Source organism: Pseudoalteromonas sp. S4492, assembly GCF_005886115.1.
GTDB classification, from domain to species: Bacteria; Pseudomonadota; Gammaproteobacteria; order Enterobacterales; family Alteromonadaceae; genus Pseudoalteromonas; species Pseudoalteromonas gelatinilytica.
Genome location: NZ_PNCP01000004.1, coordinates 145,548 through 168,856 on the forward strand (window position 1 = coordinate 145,548; position 23,309 = coordinate 168,856).

The 23,309-nt window shown below is 41.3% G+C and carries 17 protein-coding genes and 1 pseudogene; 10 read left to right on the plus strand and 8 right to left on the minus strand.

The features are described 5' to 3' along the window. Nucleotide 1 precedes the first annotated feature (1 nt). Entirely contained in the window at nucleotides 2-2,008 is a 2,007-nt protein-coding gene (locus CWC28_RS01375) for a fused MFS/spermidine synthase (protein ID WP_138624609.1), read from the minus strand. A 130-nt stretch (nucleotides 2,009-2,138) separates the two neighbouring features. Between CWC28_RS01375 and CWC28_RS01380 the strand changes: the two genes are divergently transcribed. Then, entirely contained in the window at nucleotides 2,139-4,139 is a 2,001-nt protein-coding gene (locus CWC28_RS01380) for a winged helix-turn-helix domain-containing protein (protein WP_138624610.1), read from the plus strand. A gap of 13 nt (nucleotides 4,140-4,152) precedes the next feature. Here CWC28_RS01380 and CWC28_RS01385 read toward each other — a convergent pair whose 3' ends face one another. Then, nucleotides 4,153-4,992, minus strand: a complete 840-nt coding sequence (locus tag CWC28_RS01385) for a LysR family transcriptional regulator (protein ID WP_138624611.1) — start codon at nucleotides 4,990-4,992, stop codon at nucleotides 4,153-4,155. Between the two features lie 101 nt (nucleotides 4,993-5,093). On the opposite strand from CWC28_RS01385, the gene CWC28_RS01390 reads away from it, so the two are divergent. The 8 genes and pseudogenes from CWC28_RS01390 (at nucleotide 5,094) to CWC28_RS01425 (ending at nucleotide 16,712) form a co-directional block, all read left to right on the plus strand. Further along, a complete protein-coding gene (locus CWC28_RS01390; protein WP_138624612.1) occupies nucleotides 5,094-5,744 on the plus strand; it encodes a glutathione S-transferase family protein in 651 nt (216 codons plus the stop codon). A 175-nt stretch (nucleotides 5,745-5,919) separates the two neighbouring features. Continuing rightward, nucleotides 5,920-7,083, plus strand: a complete 1,164-nt coding sequence (locus CWC28_RS01395) for a GGDEF domain-containing protein (RefSeq protein WP_138624613.1) — start codon at nucleotides 5,920-5,922, stop codon at nucleotides 7,081-7,083. A gap of 955 nt (nucleotides 7,084-8,038) precedes the next feature. After that, nucleotides 8,039-9,631: pseudogene (locus CWC28_RS01400) on the plus strand (HD-GYP domain-containing protein); the annotation flags it as partial. Nucleotides 9,632-9,753: 122 nt separating this feature from the next. Beyond that, on the plus strand, nucleotides 9,754-12,930 hold the full coding sequence (locus CWC28_RS01405; RefSeq protein ID WP_105175220.1) for an HD domain-containing phosphohydrolase: 3,177 nt from the start codon (nucleotides 9,754-9,756) through the stop codon (nucleotides 12,928-12,930). 90 nt (nucleotides 12,931-13,020) lie between these two features. Further along, the gene (locus CWC28_RS01410) at nucleotides 13,021-13,590 is read left to right on the plus strand and encodes an elongation factor P hydroxylase (protein WP_138624615.1); all 570 of its coding nucleotides are present in this window, start codon (nucleotides 13,021-13,023) and stop codon (nucleotides 13,588-13,590) included. Further along, complete coding sequence (locus CWC28_RS01415) at nucleotides 13,580-14,722, plus strand: ATP-NAD kinase family protein (RefSeq protein ID WP_138624616.1); 1,143 nt, start codon at nucleotides 13,580-13,582, stop codon at nucleotides 14,720-14,722. Before CWC28_RS01410 ends, CWC28_RS01415 begins: the two co-directional genes overlap by 11 nt. Nucleotides 14,723-14,724: 2 nt before the next feature. Beyond that, a complete protein-coding gene (locus CWC28_RS01420; protein ID WP_054553188.1) occupies nucleotides 14,725-15,003 on the plus strand; it encodes a YfcL family protein in 279 nt (92 codons plus the stop codon). 149 nt (nucleotides 15,004-15,152) lie between these two features. Continuing rightward, on the plus strand, nucleotides 15,153-16,712 hold the full coding sequence (locus CWC28_RS01425; RefSeq protein ID WP_063706734.1) for an AbgT family transporter: 1,560 nt from the start codon (nucleotides 15,153-15,155) through the stop codon (nucleotides 16,710-16,712). A 160-nt stretch (nucleotides 16,713-16,872) separates the two neighbouring features. On the opposite strand, the gene CWC28_RS01430 is transcribed toward CWC28_RS01425, so the two are convergent. From CWC28_RS01430 to CWC28_RS01440, 3 genes are all read right to left on the minus strand, one after another. Beyond that, a complete protein-coding gene (locus CWC28_RS01430; protein WP_063706736.1) occupies nucleotides 16,873-18,696 on the minus strand; it encodes a DEAD/DEAH box helicase in 1,824 nt (607 codons plus the stop codon). Between the two features lie 147 nt (nucleotides 18,697-18,843). After that, nucleotides 18,844-19,107: a GrxA family glutaredoxin gene (locus CWC28_RS01435; protein WP_054553185.1), complete on the minus strand. Its 264-nt coding sequence runs from the start codon at nucleotides 19,105-19,107 to the stop codon at nucleotides 18,844-18,846. A 118-nt stretch (nucleotides 19,108-19,225) separates the two neighbouring features. Continuing rightward, a complete protein-coding gene (locus CWC28_RS01440; RefSeq protein WP_249324934.1) occupies nucleotides 19,226-19,684 on the minus strand; it encodes a TlpA family protein disulfide reductase in 459 nt (152 codons plus the stop codon). A gap of 329 nt (nucleotides 19,685-20,013) precedes the next feature. Between CWC28_RS01440 and CWC28_RS01445 the strand changes: the two genes are divergently transcribed. Further along, nucleotides 20,014-20,460 (plus strand): Hsp20 family protein, encoded by a 447-nt coding sequence (locus tag CWC28_RS01445; RefSeq protein WP_063706740.1) that lies wholly within the window; start codon nucleotides 20,014-20,016, stop codon nucleotides 20,458-20,460. 39 nt (nucleotides 20,461-20,499) lie between these two features. On the opposite strand, the gene CWC28_RS01450 is transcribed toward CWC28_RS01445, so the two are convergent. From CWC28_RS01450 to CWC28_RS01460, 3 genes are read right to left on the minus strand one after another with little or no spacing between them, the layout of a single operon-like run. After that, complete coding sequence (locus CWC28_RS01450; protein ID WP_138624618.1) at nucleotides 20,500-21,024, minus strand: hypothetical protein; 525 nt, start codon at nucleotides 21,022-21,024, stop codon at nucleotides 20,500-20,502. Further along, entirely contained in the window at nucleotides 21,021-22,205 is a 1,185-nt protein-coding gene (locus CWC28_RS01455; RefSeq protein ID WP_249324935.1) for a peptidylprolyl isomerase, read from the minus strand. Before CWC28_RS01455 ends, CWC28_RS01450 begins: the two co-directional genes overlap by 4 nt. Next, nucleotides 22,205-23,218 carry a phospholipase C/P1 nuclease family protein gene (locus CWC28_RS01460; protein ID WP_138624619.1) on the minus strand — a complete coding sequence of 338 codons (1,014 nt, stop codon included), beginning with the start codon at nucleotides 23,216-23,218 and terminating at the stop codon, nucleotides 22,205-22,207. Before CWC28_RS01460 ends, CWC28_RS01455 begins: the two co-directional genes overlap by 1 nt. Nucleotides 23,219-23,309 lie beyond the last annotated feature (91 nt).

The following is a 23,309-nucleotide window of genomic DNA, read 5'->3' on the forward strand; positions in this document are numbered from 1 at the left end:
ATTAGAATTTTAATAAGGGGAGTAGACTGTGTTTGCTATCAGTCCACATTGACAGCTCGCTATGTGGGTAGCGTTTAATAGGCGACAAATCACTGATAGATACACGATTTAAAAAAGCCTGATTATCAGTTAGCACCACCCAGTCTGAGCCTATGTCTGATGGGCTATGGCCTTGATAGCTAAACTTTAACATAGACTTATTAAAGTGTTGGCTATGTGCCTGTAATACAGGCAGTAAGTCGATATGATTATTTGAAATGTGCACAATCAATACGCCATTTTCATTGAGCCTTTGCCAATAAAGTGACATTGCTTCTTGGGTTAGTAAATGCGCAGGAATTACATCACTTGAAAATGCATCAATAATCAAGACATCAAATACTTCGTCCGCATTATTTTTTAGCGCAATACGACCATCCCCTAAGCTGACTGTGAGCTTGGCTTCACTGTTTTCTAAATATGAGAAATAGCGCTTTGCCATCTCGACCACAGCAGGGTTTAACTCAAAAAAGTGAATACTATCCTGTTGGTCTGCAAACCGCGCTAAAACGCCTGCACCCAAACCAATGACGCCAATGTTTAGTGCGCTGTGTTGCTTTAGTATGGCAAGTGATTTAGCGACACCAGTATGCTGATGGTAATAACTTTGCTCAAACTGTTGGTTTGGATTTAGTGGCTCTGAGCCATGAATCGTGGTGCCGTCAATTAAGCGCCTTTCTTTTATTGATTGAGTGTTTATATCTTTTACCGCTAAATAGCCATAAAAGTTGCGGCTAGTGGCAACGTTATATTGGTTAAAGTTTACTGCTAAAAAGCAATAGCATGCTAACCAAGCGATGGAGCTGGTTGCGAGAGTGAATTTGAGCTGTTTTGTCTTTGTTTTAGCTTTTATTTGGTAATAACACACAAAACTAAAAATAACCGCTAATGTAAGTACATACTCGTCAATTTGGACAAATAGCAATGGGGCAATGAGTGTACTGAAAAGCGACCCTAACACACCGCCAAGGGCAATATAAAAGTAAAAAATGGTAAATTGCTCGTTTTCAGGGGCTTTGTATCTCAGCTCACCATGACAGACCATACCGGCGGTTAATAGAATCAGGCTGTAAATTATAAGCTGGGCTAGGGCATTGAATAAGCTGCCAAAATAAAACATTAACAGACCTGCAAAAGCCGAAAATATAAACACAAATGCCCACACATGACGCTGATAATTTGCTCTGTTGGCAAACGTATAACTAAAGGTGAGCAAGTAAATTACAAGAGGTAACGACCAAAGTAATGGCATGGGTGGAATATTAGTGCTGATCATATGCGTGGTAGATACCAACATGGCTGAGCTTAAGGCACTTAATAACAGCCATTGACCTTTACCTTTTATAAGCGTGACAGGCCTAGTTTGAATAGACGCTCTTGATAAATCGGGGGCTTTTTTTAGTAAAAATATTACTATAAGTGCTAATACCAAGCAGTAGCTGATAAGTCCAAATAGCCAGTATGTAGTTTGCTGCTCTAAAGAAAATAGTAATTCATAAACGAGCGGGTAGCTCATTAATGCCAGTAAAGAACCCAAGTTTGAGATGGAATACCAATGGTAAGGCACCTGTGCTGAAGAAGTTTGCACATACCATCTTTGTAAAAGTACGCTAGTAGCGCTCAGTAGAATAAATATTGGACCAATTTCTATAAATAAATTAACAAACACCGCAAGCGTAGGCGGCCAATTTGTGAGATTTGGGGCTGCAAATTTTGTCACAACAATGAGTGTGGCAAAGGTGACTAAAACTATATGGGTGACTACCTGCAACTTAATATGAAAGCGACCCATGTTATGTGCATAGAAATAGCCAATAAGTAACATGACTTGATAAAACACTAAACTTGCTGACCAGATAGAGGCACCACCACCAAATTGCGGTAGAAGTTGCTTTGAAAGCATCGGCTGAATTTGAAAAATTAAAAAAGCACTGATGAAAATAGTGAGCGTTGATAAATATTTATACATTGTTTTTATTACCTATTTTGAGATAGCAAAAACAATCCAATAGCCAGAGCAAAGTGACAATGGAGTAACCCTTGAGTTTCTCTTAAGAAAACCTTAATCTTTGATTCGTAAATATTTATTGGAGAAGTAAGTGGCGCGTTATCGAATCGGTAAATTTGCAATTGATGAGAGTCGATGTTTAATTTCATCGCAAGATTATGAGCAAATAGTCGAGCCAAAGGTCATGGATGTATTACATACCCTTTATTTAAATAAAGGTGAAGTTGTAAGCCAAGAAGTAATCTTTGCAAAAGTATGGCCTAATGCCACCTACAACCCAAGTTCGGTACAGCGTTGTATCGCATTGCTACGAAAAGCACTCCAAGAAGATGCCAAAAATCCGCAGTATATAATTACACACCCAAAGCGCGGTTATAGCCTTGAAAAAGTAACACAGGGGCAGAGCAAAAAACTAAAAGCGCAAAATCTTGGGTTGCTGTTTTTTTTACTTGTAAGCCTTATCGCTATTGCGTGGCAACTAATCCCTAAACAGCAAGATACTGCTCACTTTACCCAGTTGATGCCACTCACTTCGAGTGAACTAAATGAAGCTAATTTGTCACTTTCACATAGTGGTAAGTACCTTGCTTTTGTTAGAGGTGATAAAGGAAGTCAGCAAATTTGGCTTAAAGAACTTGCGACAGAGCGAGAAGTGAGGCTGACTGAAGATGCTGCAAGCTACTATGCTTTGGGGTGGTCGACCTCCGATAATGCGATTGCGTTTGTGAAAAGTACAGAGCAGAAACAACATCTAAACACGATAAGCATTAATTTATCTAAATTTCAGCCATTAGAACAAGCGACGGTGAGTGTATTTGATGGCACCGTTGTAACCAGTCACCACATCGATTGGCATGCTGATAAGCTCTATTACATAGAAAAAGATAAACTACACAACGATACTCGACTCGTTTCAGTTAACTTAGAATCTAAACAAAAGGCACATTTACTAGCTGCCACACAGCAAGATTGGTTACTTGTTAATGCGTTATCGAAAGACGGCCGTAAAGTCGCAATGGGGATTGAGGCGGGGCAAAACAAATACCGTATTGATGTACTCGACCTAGCCAGTAAAAAAATACAAACTATTGCCATTATAGAAAACGGTATTCAAGGGTTAAGTTGGCACCCGAATAATCAAGCACTATTGATTAGCCAACGAAATCAGCTTGTTAATCTGGATCTTGATGGTGAACAGCAGTTAATTTCATTTAATAATTATCAAATAATCCGTGATGCCCAGTACACACCAGACGCTGAAGCCATTTTGATGGAGCTAGTGAATGTTGATGTAGATATTGTTAGCCAAACACGTGCTAACCCTGACAATCTGACTAAACTCGTAGATACCTCATCAATCGACTTTCTACCCGTGTTTTCGCCAGACTCAACTAAATTTGTTTTTGAGTCTCATCGTTTTGGATTAAAGCAATTATTTTTATACGATAATGGTAAGCAAACTCGCATTTTTGCTAACCCTGATAACCATGAGTTATTTGGTATTGTTTGGAGCCAAGACGCACGGCAGGTTTACACCGCAAGTAAAGATACATTGTTTAAAATTGATTTAAGCAGTGGCACTTATGAAACAATTCCTCATGGAAATCACTCTTTTTACTTGCGAGAAATGTATCACAATCAAGACGCGATTTTAGTTTCATATCGAGCGGAGGATGGACAGACGTTTCATCCAGCAAAACTCGATTTAACAAGCCTAACTTTGACACCTTTCACAGGCTCAGGGAAACGTTTAAGCTGCTATGGCATGGATTTAGATGAGCAAGACCAGATCTATTTTTCAAATAGCAACGAAGTGTTTCGAGTTAATGGCCGAGGAGATACTGAGACTGTTTGGCAAGCTGCTAACAATGACATCATTGGTATATCTGTAAGTAACCAGCAATTAGCGGTCACTATGGAGCATGCTGATACTATTAGTTTCCAACGTATTGATTTGGCAACCGCTGCAACAGAAAGTTGGCAATTAACTCAACCTAAGCAACATATGCTGATCAACAGTGCCCATGATTTAACAGAGTTTTTATACCTTACAGAGCCTAATAGAACTCGTAAGTTAGTAAAGCTTCTTTAGCTTGATATGTTTTTTACGTCTTAATCAACTCCACAAGCTGCTTAAGCTGTTCATGACTGAGAGGGTTGTGGGCATGATTACCATAAAGCAGGACGATATCAATGACAGGCAGTACCGGAAGTGAGTTATCGCTCACCTCTTCCACACCTGATTGCATGCTTATTCGCGCCATACTGCCAATTGCCAGTCCTTGTTTAATCAAGCCATGTAACGCTCCCGCTGAGCCACAACAGGCAATAATATTAAAGCGACGCTCGGCTTTTAATAGACCCTCAATACTGGCTTGGTGAAACTTACAGTCTCGTTGAAACAAGGCGATAGGAAGTGGGGTTGAATTGTTAATCTTAAAACCGGGGCTTTTCACCCACACGCCTTGGCTTGATTGTAATAAGTAGCCTTCTTCACTGTCTGGCGAGCGAGTGGCAATCACCAAATCGAGCATACCTTGGTCTAGTTTGGCTCTAAGCTCAGTACTTGGGGCGCAGCTTATTTGTAAATCCAGTGCATTAAACTGTTGGTGTAAAGCATCAACAAGCTCTGGTAGTAAAGAGTGGGCATAGTCATCAGGACAACCAATGCGCACACGTAAATTGCCAGTGCCTGCTTTTAATTGCTTAAAGGCTTCATCATGAAGCGCTATCAACTGCTTTGCATAGCTTGCTAGCTGGTGGCCTTGATGGGTTAGCACCAACTGACGGCCTTGCTTTTCAAATAGCGGACTTGCGAGGTCTTGTTCAAGCTTTTTCATTTGCATACTTACCGCAGATTGGGTTCTGCAAATTTGTGCTGCAGCACGGGTGAAACTGCCTGTATCAACAAAAGCACAAAAAGTTCTGAGGGCATCAATATCCATAATGTATCAGCTTTTCTTATAGGTAGCATAAAAACAATTGGCGAGTAATTACCCAATTGCTGTTTTATAGTGAACCTAATCTAAACGTTAAAGGAAGCACAATGCAATTATTTATTGGCAATAAAAACTACTCAACTTGGTCATTGCGGGCCTGGTATTTACTGAGTAAATTCAATATCTCTTTTACAGAACAGCAATTAGTTTTAGATACGCCTGAGTTTTATGAAGCATTAAAAAGTAAGTTTCCCGTGCAAAAAGTGCCGGCCCTTATTGATGCTGAGTTAATCGTGTGGGATTCACTCGCTATTTGTGAATACATCAATGATGCTTATCTAAATGGTGCTGCTTGGCCTAGTGAAATAGCCCAAAGAGCAAAAGCGCGCAGTCTAGCGGCTGAGATGCACTCTGGTTTTGCTGCACTTCGCAATGAAATGCCAATGAATATTCGCGCTAACAGGCATGTTGAATTATCAGAGCAAGCTAAAAAAGACATTGCGCGTATCGATGAGATATTTTCTGCTCAGCAGCAAAGTTACCCTAACGCATGGTTATTTGGTGAGTTCTCTATTGTTGATGCGATGTTTGCACCTGTGGTGCTGCGCTTCAAAACGTATCAGGTGGAGCTTTCGCATGCTGCACAAGCGTATTGTCAGTACGTACTTAGTTGCCCGGTAATGCAAAGCTGGATCAGCGAAGCGCTGAAAGAAACCGATATTGTAGATTGTGATGAAGCGGGTGAAGAAATCAACTAACTGAAATTTAGAATATTTTCCTATTTAATTTATTGTCTACTATACTTTTATTTGGGGGTTTTTGTCGTATTTTTATACAAAAATACTAGTTTAATTAATGAGCATACATTCTATACTAGAGTAGTTGCTCTTTAATCTAACACCCCTCACTTCCTTTCGTAGTAGGCATTTATTTATGGGCGCTTTTGCAGCAAAATTATTAAACGAAGATATGTCGATTGAGCGTTATGCTTGCCAATTTAAATCGTTACAGGTTGAGCAAGCATTTTTGCAAAGTAAATTCGTACAAGATAAAAAAATAGCTCAATTTCTTACCTGCTTGATTGCAGTAGTCACTTTTTTGGTGACATTCTTTGATAAGATGATCATTCAAGCGAGCTTTTGGCCCGATATTGCCCTGATCGGTAGAGCCGTTACTATATCAGTTTGTTTACTAAGTGCTTTTGGTTTAGGTTTTATAAAAACTCCGGGGCAGTTAAAACCCGTGATTGTCGTGTTTATGGTGTTTTTATTTTTGAATATCCAGTTCATGGTTGTCACCTATGAGCGAAATTATATTTTGCACATGTTTTTTGATGTGATCATTTTGATCACCTTTTACTTTTCAACATTGTTATCTTTGAAGTTATCTTTGTTTTTAGGTGTTGCTTACAGTGTCTTCGCTGTGATTGTTATTTACTCCTATAAAGATATATCCACTCACTCATTTTATGTGGTGATCTTAGCGCATGTGGCTGCTAATTTAGTGGGGTTGATCATGGCAGCTCAAGAGCACACGATGCGCCGCGCATTATTTGTAAGAAATACACAGCTTGCCCAGCTTGCTCATGAAATGAAAACCCAAGCCCTTAAAGATGCACTTACTCAACTGCCCAATCGCCGTGCTTTTGATAATGCCTATGAAGAATATCAGCGGTTGGCTAAGCAACAGCAAGGTGAGGCAAAACAAGTGTGTGTTATTCTGGCTGATATTGATTATTTTAAACGTGTGAATGATACCCATGGCCACGAGGTGGGGGATGTCGTGTTACAACGTTTTTCTGCATTTTTAACTCACTCACTACGTACCTCTGATGACGTTTATCGTTTTGGCGGAGAAGAGTTTGTTATTGTGCTGCCACTATGCTCTGTGCCTGATGCAACGGTTATTATCAACAGTATGATTTCACGATTGAATAGTGAAGTGTGCGAGGTTGGTGAGTTGTCTTTACCAATTCGCGCCAGCTTTGGTTTAACTGTGATGCAAGAAGAGCCTAAAAAATCAGTTATTTCACGGGCTGATGCTGCGCTTTATCAGGCGAAAGAAGCTGGGCGAAACCAATTAGTAATAAAACTATAAATGGCTGAAAAGCGCACAAATACATGTACCTTATTGTTGTTTCGATATAATCTTAAAGTATCATTTTTTAAAACAATATGAATTATTAGCTAGCAAGGAGTCGCGAATGCTATCACGCCATGATAAGGGCTATAAAATTTCAATCAGGGCCAGTGTTCTACTGGTGTTCGCTCTCGCGAGTTTACTCACTGGCGTGGTGGCGATTAGTCTGCATTATTACTTTAGTGAAAAGCTGATACTGCAAACTAAATCAGAACAATTTAAACAAACTAGCCAGCAAATAGCCGATCATATCACCCGAATTAATGAGCGTGCTAACAACACCTTGAGCGTGATGATCCACGACACGCGACTCTTTTCGAATAGCCAAGATAATAAAGACATTTTACAGCATGTTTTGCTCGAAATTTTAACGCGCCATCCAGACTTTTATTCACTCATTCTTGGTCATGCTAATGGCGACTTATTGCAGGTTATTAATTTAAAAGGCTATGCAAAGCTTCCTTCATCGTTTCAACTTGATGAAGACGATCATTGGCTGGTATACCAAATTACTGGGCAGGGTAGTGAGCGTAAGCAAGTGACCACGTATTTAGATGAGTCGCTCACTGTTCGTAAAAGAGACACGCAAGCGACAGATTACGACCCGCGAACCCGTGTTTGGTTTCAGGATGCAACCAGTACTTCGGTGACGAAAACCGAGCAGTACGTGTTTAACGTGTTTGATGTACCAGGTTATACCTACGCAATAAAGTCAGCGCAAACAGGCGATGTATTAGCAATTGATATTGCCAGTGCAAGTTTGAATCATTTTTTAACCGCGCAACAAACTAAAATGAAACACTTGGTTGAAAGTGAAATGTATGTATATCGTGGCAATGGCGAAATTATTGCGACCAGTAAAAATCAAAGCCATCAGCATACCTTTGATGACTTATCTCAGTTGATTAAATTGGATGAACAGCAATCAGGGCTTGCTAATAAAGCGTATCAATTTGGCAAAATGCTGAGCGTCCATGAAAAGGGCATAGAAAAGTACATGTTTGTGCTGCCTCTGCCGCTCAGTAGCGATATGCAATCTGATGAAGTGGATTACTTCACCGTACTGGTATCTAAAGAAGATGTGTTAGCGGTAATTAAAGAAAAAATACGTATTTCAATTTTAGTCACGGGCTTATTTTTACTCTTGCTGCTGCCCGTTTCTTGGTTTTTTGCCTCTTCAATCGTTAACCCGATACTGAAACTAGTGGGTGAAAATAAAAAAATTCAACAGCGCGATTACAATGAGGTTTCAACGCTTTCTAGTCATATTTTAGAAATTCATTATTTAGCCAGTTCGATGGTCGATATGAGTCGCTCCATTGAGCAACATGAAAATTCACAAAAAGCGCTGATGGAGTCTTTTGTCGAGCTCATTGCGCAAGCCATTGATGATAAATCACCGTACACGGCAGGGCATTGTGAGCGTGTGCCAGAGCTGGGTATTTGGCTTGCAGATGCCGCATCTGGTTCAACCGATGAGGCGTTTTCTGAGTTTAGCTTTAAAACCCCGGATGAGCGACGCGAGTTTCGTTTAGCGGCGTGGTTACACGACTGCGGTAAAATCACCACACCAGAACATATTGTTGATAAAGGCACTAAGCTTGAAACCATTTATAACCGCATTCACGAAGTACGCACCCGATTTGAAGTGCTGCTACGTGATGCAAAAATTGCCTACTACGAGCAACTAATCGCGCACCCAGAGCAGCAATCTGTGCTAAAGCAAAAGCTTGAGCAACAAACAGAAAAGTTACACGCTGATTTTAGCTTTATTGCCGCCTGTAATGTCGGTGGTGAGTTTATGGATGAAGCGCAGTTGACTCGCTTACATGAGGTTGCTAGCATCAAGTGGCAGCGCTATTTTGACGCAAGTTTAGGTTTATCGCCCCTTGAAGAAATGCGTATGGCTGATTTGAAAGATCAGCATTTACCTGTCGAAGAGTCACTCCTGAGCGATAAGCCAAGTGATTTAATTCCACACGAAAAAGCCGTTGAGTACCCAGAAAGTTTGGGCATTAATATGGCGATTCCAGAGTATAAATATAACCTTGGCGAAGTCTATAACTTGTCGGTGGCGCGGGGCACGTTAACAGCGGAAGATCGGTTTAAGATCAATGAGCATGTGATCAGTACAATTCGTATGCTTGGGAGTGTGCCATTCCCTAAAGAGTTAGCGAGAGTTCCGCGTTATGCATCAACCCACCACGAAACCTTAAAAGGGACTGGCTATCCGAGAAAATTAACCGCTAAGCAGTTATCAATACCTGAACGTGTGTTAGTACTTGCTGATATCTTCGAAGCATTAACCGCGGCAGATAGACCTTATAAAAAAGCAAAACCTTTGAGTGTTGCTGTTGATATTTTAGCGAAAATGGTCGATGACGATCACATTGACCGTGACGTATTTGAGCTCTTTTTAACTTCTGGCATTTACCTAAAATATGCAAAACAGTTTTTACATGAGTCGCAAATCGATTCGGTCGATATTCAAAAATATCTAAGATAATTATTTGCTTATGCTTTAGGCTAATATTGCAGTGTTTTTGTTTGTAATACAAAGTTATTGGTGTATACATATTATACAAGCTAATATTATTTACGAACAAAGCATTGCAAGGAGATGCATAAGTGCTGGTATCTGCTTTTCAAAAACTAAAACAAACAATACGTTTCTCGATTCGTCTTACCGTTGTTGCGGTGTTTGTATTAGCCACCTCATTAACAGCCCTGATTGCAATTAGTCTGCAATATTATTTCAGTGAAAAAATGGCCTTAGAAGCCAGTGTTAAAAACTTTAATTTAGCCACTGGCTCTGTCGCTGATTACCTTACCGGTGTCAATGAAAAGTCGGAAAACACGCTAAGTGTGATGGTACAAAACAGCAGCCTTATCAGTGCCGACAGCGAAGATAAAAGTGAACTGAGAAATGTCATGAGTGAAATCATGCAGCTCAATCCATTGTTTTATGCCTTGTATGTTGGCTATGAAAATGGTGACTTTTATGAATTAATAAATTTAGAAAGTAGTGAAATAGTTCGTCAGCAGTTGCAAGCCATCGAAGCAGATCGCTGGGTCGTGATCCACATTACCGGCGAAGGGGCTGAGCGTGTTCAGCACACCCATTATTTTGATCAGCAATTTAATTTACGCATTTCTCAAACTAAAGGTACCAGCTATGACCCCCGAGAGCGTTTGTGGTTTAAGCAAGCAAATTCTGCCCGAGTCAATAAAACCAAGCCGTATTTCTTTACCCACCTGCAAGCGCCCGGGCAAACCTATTCGATAAAGTCGGCAAGCGAAAACAGTGTCTTAGCGTTAGACGTTAGTTTGTCGAGCATCTCTGAATATTTAAGCAAACAGCAAAGTAAAATGAGCAGCCAGTATTTAAGTGAGCTGTATATATACAATAAAGAGGGTGAAATTGTTGCCTCTAATCAACAAAAAAATAGCTTACGTCTGCCAAGGCTTGAAAAATTGCCTCTGACTGAAGAGCAGCAAAGTGTATTGGCAAAGTATCCTTATTTAAGCGTATCAAACGAGACAAACTGGCCACCGATGGATTTTAGTGTCGGCGGAAACCCCAAAGGCTATAGCATTGATTATATTAATGGTTTGGCTGAGTTGCTTGGAATTAAGGTGACCTTTATCAACGGTTTTACTTGGTCTGAGTTTTTAACGCAATTTGCAAAAAATGAAATAGACATTATTCAGCCTATATTTAAAACGCCTGCTAATGAGCCACTTGGTGTAATGAGTGAAACCATGGCAAGGTTGCCGTTTAGCATAATTACTGCACAAGGCACCACACCGGTTGTCACCATGAAGCAGCTAGCGGGCAAACAGTTGGCGATAGGCGAGGGCTGGTCGGTGATTAACGTGATCAAAGAGCACTTTCCCGACATCGACATTGTTGAGCTACCAAGTACAAAAGCGGTACTTGATGCAGTTAGCCAAGGACGGGTCTTTGCAGGCTTAGATAACGAGGCGGTGTTCAAATACACCCAAAAGCAGTTTTTTATTGATGGCATTCAGTACAATCAGCTAGATACATATAGCCACGACCTTTTACCCGATACCCTGCATTTATTATTTCACCCAGAAGATGAAGCGCTTAAAGACTTAATTGATATGGCAATAACACACCTGCCAAATTCGTACATTGCGGCACTCGAGCGTAAATGGTTAGGGAGCGATCCCAATCAGCAATCACAAGTGATTGGTACCGTACCATATCCTGAGTTTTTAAGTTTAATCACAGATAAAACAAACTTTGCCCATTTACGTTTGATGACCCTAAATGGCATTGAAAAATATGTGTATATCACTCCGCTTTCAGAAGGGGGCAGTAATAGTGATTACTTAGCGATAGTGGTGCCGAAAGAAGGCGTTTTGAGCTCTACCCGTGAAAAAATTAAGCTTTCTATTTTTATCACTGCCGCATGCTTAATTATGGTATTGCCGGTGTCATGGTTTTTTGCCTCACCCATCGTTGCACCTATTAAGACCTTAGAGGGCGAAAACTTAAAAATTAAACGTCGACAGTTTGATCAAGTATCTACATTAAAAAGTAGTATTAAAGAAATCAATAACCTGGCTAGCTCCATGGTGCAAATGAGTCAATCTATTCAGCAGCATGAGCAAAAGCAGAAAGCCTTAATGGAGTCATTTATTGAGCTTATTGCACAGGCTATCGATGATAAATCGCCTTATACAGCAGGGCACTGCGAGCGGGTACCAGAGCTGGGCATTATGCTGGCCAAAGCGGCCTCAAACTCAAATGAACACGCTTTTAAAGAGTTTGCCTTTAAAAATAAAGACGAGCTAAGAGAATTTAGCCTAGCAGCTTGGCTACATGACTGCGGTAAAATCACCACCCCAGAGCATATCGTAGATAAAGGCACGAAGTTAGAAACCATTTATAACCGTATCCACGAAGTGCGTACACGGTTTGAAGTACTGTGGCGAGATGCAGAAATCGCTTATTTAAAAGCGTTGCAAAGCTCACCAGAAAAGCAACCTGAGCTTGAAGCTGAGCTTGGCAAACGCCAATCACAATTACGCAGTGATTTTTCGTTTATCGCAGCGTGCAATGTGGGTGGCGAGTTTATGGATGAAGCAAGTCTTGAGCGCTTAGAGGCACTCAGTAACATTACGTGGCAGCGACATTTTGACGATAAGATAGGGCTTTCGCCAGTGGAAGAGCTGCGAGTTCACAGCAACGATGAGCAACTGCCTGTGACTGAAAAGCTACTTTCTGATAAACCTGAGCATTTGATTGCCCACGATAAACCAATACAGTATGACGAGCGCTTAGGAATTCAAGTTACTATTCCTGAGTATAAGTATAATCTTGGCGAGTTGTATAACTTACAAATTCAACGCGGTACATTAACAAACGAAGACCGCTTTAAAATCAATGAGCATATTATCAGCACCATTCGGATGCTCGATAACGTGCCATTTCCTGATGAATTAGCTCGTGTGCCTCGTTATGCCTCGACCCATCACGAAACACTCAAAGGCACAGGGTATCCACGTAAGTTGTCTGCGGATGATTTATCAATACCAGAGCGCGTGTTGGTGCTGGCTGATATCTTCGAAGCATTAACCGCAGCCGATAGACCTTACAAAAAAGCCAAACCGCTGAGTGTTGCCATAGATATTTTAGCCAAGATGGTAGCCGATCAACATGTTGATGAAGATGTATTCAAATTGTTTTTAACATCAGGTATTTACCTTGAATATGCAAAACGCTATTTAAACCCAGCACAAATCGATGATGTTGATATCGCAAAATACCTGTAACTGAGGGTAGTTGCTTTTACTTTACAGTGAAAAGTCCGTACAATTCGCCTCGTTTTTAGTGACGCTTTTAACGAGATGAATTCAAGCCGTATGCATCAGAATGCTGACTTAATCGCTATTTTTGAAAACACTTTTTATCAAAGCCATAACACGCGTTTGATAAAGGGTGATGATGAACCTATTTACCTACCTGCTGATGAGCAAACGCCTTATCACCAAATTGTGTTTGCCCATGGTTTTTATGCCAGCGCCTTACACGAAATTGCCCATTGGCTAGTGGCTGGAGAGGCGCGTCGGTTAAAAGAAGATTATGGCTATTGGTATTGCCCTGATGGCCGTGATAAGCACCAGCAAGCTGAATTTGAAGCGGTTGAAGTAAAGCCCCAAGCTATCGAATGGGCGCTCAGTACCGCAGCAGGTTTCGATTTTAATGTATCGGTTGATAATCTTAATGGCGAGCAAACTTGCCGATTTGATTTTCAAGCGCGGGTTCACCAGCAGGTGTTGAGCTTTTTAGCATCTGGCTTTAACCAGCGCACAACAGCACTGCTTAACGCATTGAGCGATTTTTATAAAACCCCATGGCCATTAACGGCTGCACAGTTTACATGGCAGCGTGATTATCAGGACAACCCAGGAGCTTTATCTAATGCAGTTTAAATTAGGTTTAATTGTAAACCCGGTTGCCGGCTTAGGTGGCAGTGTCGCATTAAAGGGCAGTGATGGCGCAGAGACAGCTGCAAAAGCAATGCAACTTGGCGCTGAGCCAAAAGCAAACTTACGTACCAGAGCAGCACTTGAAGTACTGCTTGCCCATCAAGATGACTTAACTATTTACACTGTAAATGGTGAAATGGGTGAGCAAACTGCAAGCCAACTTGGTTTTAATACTCATGTTATTTACCAAACAAATGATATCACTACACCGGAAGACACAGAGCAGGCTGCTAAGTTATTAGTTGAGCAAGGTGTCGACCTTATTTTATTTGCGGGTGGTGATGGCACTGCTCGCAATATTTGCCACGCGGTTGGTGATAGTACCCCTGTGCTGGGTATTCCTGCTGGTTGTAAAATCCATTCTGGTGTTTATGCAATAACCCCCAAAGCAGCTGGACGTGTTGTTGAGATGCTAGTTAAAGGTGAACTTGTAAGCCTTGGTGATGCCGATGTGATGGATATCGACGAAGAGGCATTTCGCGAAGGTACAGTAAAAGCTAAGCGTTACGGTGAAATGCAAGTGCCGAGTGAAGTGCGCTACGTACAAGCGGTTAAAAATGGCGGCAAAGAAACCGATGAATTAGTGCTTGCCGATATAGCTGCCTATGTTGTTAGTGAAATGGATGAAGACTGCTTGTATGTGATGGGCAGTGGGTCTACAGTCGCGGCAATTATGGAAGAAATGGGTCTTGAAAATACCTTGCTAGGCGTAGACTTAGTGGCAGACCAAGAGCTTGTGGCGCAGGACTTAACTGCCCAGCAATTACTTAAGCTCACAGAAGGTAAAGAAACCAAGTTGGTGATCACTTTAATTGGTGGCCAAGGCCATATTTTCGGTCGAGGTAATCAGCAATTAAGCCCGGCACTTATTCGTGCCATTGGTCGCGACAATATTATTGTGGTAGCGACGAAAACTAAATTACAGGCCTTGAATGGCCGACCACTGATTGCCGATACGGGTGATAGTGAACTAGACGATGAATTAAGTGGTTATATTCGAGTAACCACAGGTTTCAATGACCATATTATGTATGCAGTGGGTCATCAAGATGGGCTGCACCCAGAGGAGAAGTAACAATGAGTTTAGTAAGTTATATTGATGCAGCGCAGCAATATTTTGATGATTTAGTCGATAAAGCAACAGACGACGAGCTATTTGCTGGTGGCTATTTGCGTGGTCACTTTGACTTAGCTGTAGGCTATGCACAAGTAGAAGAATTAAACTTATCGATTGATGAGCTAAACAATCAAGTTGAATCTAGCCTCGTTAAAGCTTATCGCAACGGCGAGCTAAACGAAGAAGATAAAGAGCTTGTTGTGCGTCTGTGGGATGAAGTAAAAGCACTTGCAGCTTAATTGACTTAAATAGAATCTAAAGAAGCGGCCTTTTGTCGCTTTTTTTATATATTCACATTACCTTTATTGGGTAATTTTATTAACTTAAAATTTACCTCATTGCACAGATGCGTTAAGGTAAAAAAGATATTTTTCCAGGGAATTTGAAAATGAATAACAATAATGATGTGCAGGCACCAAGTGGTGCAATCGCACGTTTTCTAAATACGATTGAAAGGGTGGGTAACAAACTACCTGATCCGGCGATTATATTTTTAGTCGCAATGCTGCTTATTTGGTTTTTATCTTGGCTCTTTTCGGGCACCACATTTGATGCAATCGACCCGCGCACCGGTGAAGCGATTGTAGTGCATAACTTATTAGCAGGGGATTCCCTTGCCACCTTTTTGTCTTCAATGGTGAAGACCTTTACTGGCTTTGCGCCGCTTGGTGTGGTGCTGGTTGCTATGTTAGGTGTTGGTGTTGCTGAGCATTCTGGCTTTATCAATACTGGCCTTAAATTAATGTTAAAGGTTACGCCTAAGCAGCTTTTAACACCGTCTATTATTTTAGTGGCGATTGTCAGCCATACCGCTACGGATGCGGGTTATGTATTAGTGATCCCACTTGCTGGGGTAATCTTCTATGCGATGGGGCGTCATCCGCTTGCTGGTATTGCTGCAGCATTTGCGGGGGTAAGTGGTGGCTTTAGCGCAAACTTTATTCCGTCTGGGATTGACCCGTTACTGCAAAGCTTTACCCAAAGTGCCGCACAAATTATTAACCCAGATATGGCGATTAACCCGCTCAATAACTGGTTTTTCACCTCAGCTTCGAGCTTATTTATTATCTTATTAGGCTGGTATATCACAGATAAAATCATCGAGCCGCGTTTACAAAACACGCCACTTGATGGAGATACTGAAGACTTACCTGCATTTGATGAAGCGCGCAGTGATGAAAAACGTGCGTTTTATATTGCAAGTACAGTGATGATTGCTGGCCTTGCTTTACTTTGGTTTGTTTCGGCCCCAGCAGACTCTGCGATGCGAAGCAGCGATGGCTCATTAACTAATTTCCGTTCACCGTTAATGCAATCAATTGTACCGCTTATCTTCTTACTGTTTTGGATCCCAGGTGCCGTTTACGGTTTTGCCGTGGGTACCTTCAAAAGCTCTAAAGATATGATAGATGCAATGAGCAAAGCGATGAGCGGTATGGCTTATTATATTGTTATGGCGTTCTTCTGTGCGTTATTTATTGCTGCATTTAGTAAATCAAACCTAGGTGCATTACTTGCAATTGAAGGAGCAGAGCTGTTAAAAGCAATGGCACTACCAAGCTCAGTAACGGTGATCGGTATTATCTTTTTAACGGCGTTTGTGAACCTGTTTGTTGGCTCAAGCTCCGCAAAATGGGCGTTACTAGGACCAATATTTGTACCCATGCTGATGCAACTGGGTATTTCACCTGATTTAACGCAAGCTGCCTACCGTGTAGGTGACTCAAGCTCGAATATCATCACGCCACTAATGCCATACTTCCCATTGGTTGTTGTGTACTGTCAAAAGTATGTAAAAGGCACCGGTATCGGCACCTTAATCGCGATGATGTTACCGTACTCAATCGCCTTCTTAATCGGTTGGAGTATCTTCTTACTCGCGTACTGGGGCTTAGGCATCCCGCTTGGCTTACAATCAAGCTACGCATACCCAGCCATCGGCTCATAACGATTAGAGTAACAAAGCCTCAGCCATCCAGCGTGAGGCTTTACAGACGTGAGGCTTTACAGAACTGAAGTCTGATAGCTGACGGCTGACAGCTTTACTACAGACACAAAAAAACCTTGTCACTCTCATGACAAGGTTTTTTTATTGCTTAAAGCTTCAATTAGTTCGCAGTGAAGCTCACTGGACGACGCTCTTTACGAGGGCCACCACGTTTTTCACCACGATCTTTGAAGTTACGCTTTTTATCACCACGATCACCGCTTGGGCGCTCAGAGCGAGGTGCAGCAGTTGGCGCTGGACCTTGATCTTGTGTTAAAGACATATTCATTGGGCGCTTACAGATAAACACCTTTTGGAAATGGTCTAACACGTCTTTTGGCATGTTTTGCGGTAACTGAACCGTACTGTGCGTGTCATGAAGACGGATATCACCGATGAACTTGCTCGAGATATCAGCTTCGTTAGCAATCGCACCAACGATATTTTTAACTTGTACACCGTGCTCACGACCTACTTCGATACGGTAAGTATCCATAGGACCCATGTTACGGCTGTTGCGCTCACGTGGCTCACGAGGTTTACGCTCGCGTCCTTGACGGTCGCCACGCTCAGCACGATCACCACGTTCGTTACGACGACGGTCGTTACGCTCGCCACGCGGTTGAGCTTTAACTTCTTCAACCTTGATTGGTGATTGTTGCTGCGCTAAACAAAGTAATGCACCTGCTAAGTCTTCAGCACTTAACTCAAGTTTTTCTGCCATATCAGCAGCAACTTGATTGAAGAAAGTGATGTCTTTGTTTTCAAGAGCAATTGTTAATTTGTCTTGAAGTGCTTTGATACGCTTTTCTTCAACTACTTTAGCAGTCGGTAATTCAACTTGTGCGATATCTGATTTCGTATGACGAATGATATTTTTAAGTAAATAACGTTCGTTATGTTTTACGAAAAGAATCGCTTTACCTGTACGACCCGCACGACCAGTACGACCAATACGGTGAACGTAGGCTTCTGAGTCTTGTGGAATATCGTAGTTGATTACTAGGCTTAAACGGTCAACATCAAGACCACGTGCAGCAACGTCTGTTGCAATAACGATATCAACTAGGCCGTTTTTCAAACGGTCTACTGTGCGTTCACGTGCTTGTTGGTTCATGTCACCATTAAGTGGTGCAGCAGAGAAACCTTCATGCTCAAGTAATTCAGCTAATTGTACCGTGTCGTTACGTGTACGTACGAAAACAATCGCGCCATCGTATTGTTCAGCTTCTAAGAAGCGAACGATAGCTTTGTTTTTGTGTACGTGTGCATTCCAAAATACTTGTTCAACAGTTGATACAGTTGAGTTACGAGCAGAAATATGAACTTGCTCAGGCTCATTCATGTACTTGCTGCTGATATTTTGAATTTGCTTTGGCATAGTCGCAGAGAAAAGACATGTTTGCTTTTCACGCGGCGTTTGCTCCATGATGCTTTCAACATCATCAATGAAGCCCATGCGTAACATTTCGTCTGCTTCATCAAGAACAAGGGCTTGTAAGCTCTCAAACTTGATTGTGCCACGGTTAATGTGGTCGATTAAGCGGCCTGGCGTTGCAACAATGATTTGCGCGCCACGACGAAGTGCACTTAATTGGATGCTATAGCTTTGGCCACCATAAAGGGCTAAAACTTCAACACCACGAGTATGCTTAGCATATTGTTCGAATGCCTCAGCTACTTGGATCGCAAGTTCACGCGTAGGCGTTAAAACAAGGATCTGTGGCTGTTTCACAGACGGGTCAATATTATTTAGTAACGGCAGAGCAAATGCTGCTGTTTTACCTGTACCCGTTTGCGCTAGTCCCAGTACGTCCTTTCTTTCTAGCAATAACGGTATACATTGAGCTTGGATTTCAGATGGAGTCTTGTAACCCAACTCTTCAACTGCTTTAAGGATTGCAGGAGAAAGATTTAGAGATTCAAACGTGACTGGTTCTGACATTAATACGCCTCAACGAATTTAAAGAGGCGCGCATTGTATAGGAAATACAAGGCAATTGCTTGTATAAATTACAACTAATTTGTATGTGGTTGATGTTGGTCATAATTTAATCAGTTTAAATTTACCAAAATCAACCACGTTTACAATTTATTGATATAACCCTAAATTTTCTTTAGCGTACGCTTCGAATTCAGTGAAGCCACCAATGTGGGCTTGGTCAATAAAAATCTGTGGTACAGTTGGGCAAGGTTTGCCAGCAGACTGTTCTAAATCTGCTTTGCTGATACCTTCTTTAATGATGTCGATGTAACGGTATTTAAAATCGTCACGCTCGTTAGCTAGTTTTTCAGCAACGTCTTTTGCACGAACACAGTATGGGCAGCCTTCACGGCCAAAAATTACAGTTAACATATCGCTCTCCTCGATGTGAATGTGTTTATCTGGTTATCATCTTAACGAATTAAATGAATAAAAACAGTGCATAAAATCGATTGCTCTGTTCTGTTTTTTCTCATTATTAGCGATTGAGCTAATCAAGCGTTCGCATTCTAAGACCCAGTTCTGTTGAGTAACCCATAGAATGCGCAGTAATGACCAATTGCTCATCAATAACATAATAAGTTGGGTAAGCACTGATTTTGTAATCTTGACCTGTACTTTTACTGCCAAGCAATACAGGCATAGTCAAATCAAGCGAATCCGTAAACTGTTTAACTTCGGCAATGCTTTGGTAATCGAGTGCAATCGCTATCGCATTAAGTTTACCTTGCTGATGGGCGGTCTCTAAATTCGGCATACTGTAACGACAAATTGAGCACCATGGCGCAAAGAAATACACTACTGTTTGCTTGCCTTGTAATTGTGCAATGGTCATCCGCTCTGTCGGGTCTTTTAACGTGGCTAAATTAAAATAAGGGGCAGGGGTTTTATCAGTTGAGAGTAAATTTCGTTGTTGAAATAAGGTTACGGCATACACAATGACCGCCATTAAGACGACATTTTTTAGCACCCTGATAAATTTTTTTAAAAAAGTTGGATTTTTTTTCATTGTTATTTTGTACGTGTTTAGCCCTTTAAAATCAACTTATTCAGACCCGTTTGAGGGTGTTTAAATTTCATTTAATTTAAAAAAATTGCAATTTTTTTTGCTAAAAATCTTGAAAAGATTTTGACCGCCCATAAATAGTTTAGTGAGGACGCCTGATGGGTCCCAACCAAACTAAAGTAATTGAAATATATAGTATTAATTTAACTTTGTTAGCGCTGGTTCAAAAGAAGAGTACTAACAAAATATCGCTTAAATATGAGGATATAATTATGCGTACAGTAGACTTATCACCACTTTATCGTTCATTCATCGGTTTCGATCATTTAGCATCATTAATGGATGCGGCAGCACGCACAGACAAGCAGCCAAGTTTTCCTCCGTATAACATCGAAGCACTCGATAAAGACAAATATCGTATCACTATGGCCGTAGCAGGTTTTAGTGACAGTGAGTTGACCATTGAGTCAGAAAACAACACCTTAAAAGTTAGCGGTACTAAAGCTGATAAACAAGATAATGCGGAACGTAAGTTTATTCATCAAGGCATTGCAGAGCGTAACTTTGAACGTAAGTTCCAGTTGGGCGACCACGTTAAAGTACTTGGCGCTGACCTTGAAAATGGCTTACTAAGTATCGATTTACAACGTGAAATTCCAGAAGCACTAAAACCACGTAAAATCGAAATCGGTAACGGTAAATTACTCGAAAATAAGTAATTTCCAACAGCATTGTTTCCCCTAGTTAGTTTTGCCGCCTCATCTGAGGCGGCTTTTTTCGTTATGCTTTGCAATTAATTCTGCTTGCATCGTCTTTAAAGCCGCAATTTTACCGACGGCTTCATTAAGCTTATCTTCTGATAATCCCGCTTGCTTACCACGTTCTAAAAGGGATTCGAGAGTAGCAATTTTACTTTCTGCGGCATCAATAAAGCGAAGCTCTAGTTCAGTTTGCTGCGCTTGATGATATGTCTGATATGCTTTGTGATCATTAAGATCACCTGTAAACCGCTTTGCTTGCTGGGGCTGCTTTGCAATAGGGGCTATATAATCAGGTGTGGTGATTATCGCTTTGATACCGGCATTTTCGATTTGCTCAATGGTTGGGTGGGCTTGCTTTTCGAGCGTGCTGGTCAGTGCTTGCTGATCATGAACATCTTTCTTTTCAACCTCAACGGACACCGGTGCTTTTTTAGCTGGCGCTAAACGAATAGGGTGAGTTTGCAGATGAATAACAACGGCAGCGCTGAACAGTACCATGAGTGCTAAAGCTAACCATTTCATAGCTTAACGCCATGGTGTTTTTGCCACGCCAGCCATTTTTGTTGATAGCTGCTTTTGGCTTTTTCAATTGCGATGGCTTTTTTAGCTTGATAGCGAACAGTTTCGTCATTTTCGTTAAAGTAGCCAAAAGTATGATCATAGCTCATTACTACCACCCATAAACCATTCGGTGAGCGTATTACCTCACTCAACTGTTGAGGTTTTTGTGTGAAAGCTAATTGTACTGCCCAATTTCGTTTATGCTCTCGGGTTAAGTGGTTTTTATATTGAGTGTAAATATCGGGCTGATTTAATTGCTTTAGTGCGTGTTGTATTGAACTTGTTTCTGCTTGCTTTCTAAATGCTAACGCTGCCTCTCTTTCGGTAAATTCGCCGCCATGGGCCTTAACCGATTTTAGATAATGAAATCTTTCTTTGTGTTGTTGGTAATATTGCTGGATTTCAGTGCCAGTTACCGTGCTTTCTAAGCGAGTGAGTACTGGGCTATCAACATGCATAATACCTTTTATGCCTAGCCAGCTTTGAATTGAAGGTCTTAAAATATCGCCCATGGCGATAGAATAAAGTTGGAGTAGCGAAAGTTGCTGTGTTTGTAAGACTGCGTTAGCTTGCTTTAAATGCAAAATAAATTGTCGATGTTTTAAAATTTCGGTTTTGAACAAGTCGCTATCCCCTTGATGCAAACGAAAGCGAGTCTGCATAGAAAGAGGTGCAATAAATTCGTACAGCGTCATTGAGTTTTCAAACAAATTGAGTTTAATAGCATTGAACTGTTTGATTTGGTCATCACTGTACTGACCATTTAGCGGGTATTGCCCTAAGTTGGTTTTCAGCCAGTGTTTATCAAATGGTTCAAGCCCAGTTTTAGCTGGTTTATCGGTGAGATTTAGCTGATGAATAAACAGATTATCTAAGTAGCGCATAACATGGTAATGAGTCGAAAAGCCAACGCTTGCTTGGCGCTCTACAAGTTCTGGCATGTTTTTCTGTGCGTACTCAAGTAAAAATTGATTTTCGTAAAGGCGTTCACGTGTTTGCTGTTTGCTAATCTCAGGGCGTTGTTCTTTGTAGACCTGCCACATGAGATCAATTTCAGATTCCGTGTATTGATTAAACGCAGCAACTGCTAGGTTGCTAAAAAGCAAACCTAGCAGTGCTGTCAAAATGTAAAGCCCACGCATTATCGAGCAACCATGGCATGATTAAGTAGGTGAACCACCATTGCAATCGCATGAGGAACCACTTGTTTTGCAGTATCGAGTCGGTCGTAATGATCTTCTGAATTTAACACGATCCCACCTTGTGCATACGAAAATGCCCCACCTTGGGTTAATAAGGGACGTACATCAGTTGATTGTGTATCTAATGCTGCAAAGGTCGTCATTGCTTGTGTAACAAGTGCTGGATCATTGAGGTTTTCTTGGTCGTAATAATCATTCACCCAACTTTCCCAGCTTGAGTGATTTAAATCAGAGGTTGTCCAAGTATGATGAGGCTGGAGTAAATCGGTGGTGTGAAATACAAAACCTAAAATCTGTGGATTTCCGCTTTGCAAGTAACTTTGATACCAGTATTGCCCTAAGTTATCGATAGGTTGGAATGGCATTTCCTCAAAATCATCATACATGCTGTAACTTGATTGGCTATCTATACGGTAATGGGCTTCAGTAACGCCATAGCTATTATATTTTGAAGAGTCAGCATTGAACCAGCCTGTTTCGCCACCTTTACCATCATCTAGGTAATCGCCTTTGAGCCATGTCGCTGCAAGATTATCAACCGTCCCCCACACCGTCAGCTTTTGATAGTTGTAGCCACCAAAGTCGTTGCCGTGTTGATCAGCACCTTGCGTGTGATTTTGAAAGTGCCAATAACTGGTGTATTTCACGATACTTTCTGCAGCACCCCAAACTGGTGCTTGTACACAAGAACCTGTAATAGCACCACAAAAAAACGTGTCCTCAAAATCATCGACGTCATAGGCTGCTTGACCAAGTAGCTCGCCAAGTTGAGTGATAGTCATATTATTTTGCTGTGCATAGCTGGCTAACGCAGCGTATTGTGTTGTGCTTGGGTGTTGTTGCATGTAATTAACAGCATCAATCACTATACGTTTGTGGGTTTCTTGACTAAACGCATGTACGTTACTGCTGCATGCAACTAAAAACGCTGCGCTAATAAGTGTTTTTTTCATTGTGTCCTCATAGTGTTATTTAATATGCAGCGCTATTAAAAAAGAGCGTGATTACACTAGAGTGACAGAAAAATTAAACATTTAATTAACA

Coding starts and splice junctions, on each gene's coding strand:
- CWC28_RS01385 (WP_138624611.1), bottom strand. CDS start 4,992: ATGGATATTGATGCCCTCAGAACTTTTTGTGCTTTTGTTGATACAGGC.
- CWC28_RS01460 (WP_138624619.1), bottom strand. CDS start 23,218: ATGAAAAAAACACTTATTAGCGCAGCGTTTTTAGTTGCATGCAGCAGT.
- CWC28_RS01375 (WP_138624609.1), bottom strand. CDS start 2,008: ATGTATAAATATTTATCAACGCTCACTATTTTCATCAGTGCTTTTTTA.
- CWC28_RS01410 (WP_138624615.1), top strand. CDS start 13,021: ATGCATCAGAATGCTGACTTAATCGCTATTTTTGAAAACACTTTTTAT.
- CWC28_RS01440 (WP_249324934.1), bottom strand. CDS start 19,684: ATGGCGGTCATTGTGTATGCCGTAACCTTATTTCAACAACGAAATTTA.
- CWC28_RS01435 (WP_054553185.1), bottom strand. CDS start 19,107: ATGTTAACTGTAATTTTTGGCCGTGAAGGCTGCCCATACTGTGTTCGT.
- CWC28_RS01425 (WP_063706734.1), top strand. CDS start 15,153: ATGAATAACAATAATGATGTGCAGGCACCAAGTGGTGCAATCGCACGT.
- CWC28_RS01390 (WP_138624612.1), top strand. CDS start 5,094: ATGCAATTATTTATTGGCAATAAAAACTACTCAACTTGGTCATTGCGG.
- CWC28_RS01445 (WP_063706740.1), top strand. CDS start 20,014: ATGCGTACAGTAGACTTATCACCACTTTATCGTTCATTCATCGGTTTC.
- CWC28_RS01430 (WP_063706736.1), bottom strand. CDS start 18,696: ATGTCAGAACCAGTCACGTTTGAATCTCTAAATCTTTCTCCTGCAATC.
- CWC28_RS01450 (WP_138624618.1), bottom strand. CDS start 21,024: ATGAAATGGTTAGCTTTAGCACTCATGGTACTGTTCAGCGCTGCCGTT.
- CWC28_RS01420 (WP_054553188.1), top strand. CDS start 14,725: ATGAGTTTAGTAAGTTATATTGATGCAGCGCAGCAATATTTTGATGAT.
- CWC28_RS01395 (WP_138624613.1), top strand. CDS start 5,920: ATGGGCGCTTTTGCAGCAAAATTATTAAACGAAGATATGTCGATTGAG.
- CWC28_RS01455 (WP_249324935.1), bottom strand. CDS start 22,205: ATGCGTGGGCTTTACATTTTGACAGCACTGCTAGGTTTGCTTTTTAGC.
- CWC28_RS01415 (WP_138624616.1), top strand. CDS start 13,580: ATGCAGTTTAAATTAGGTTTAATTGTAAACCCGGTTGCCGGCTTAGGT.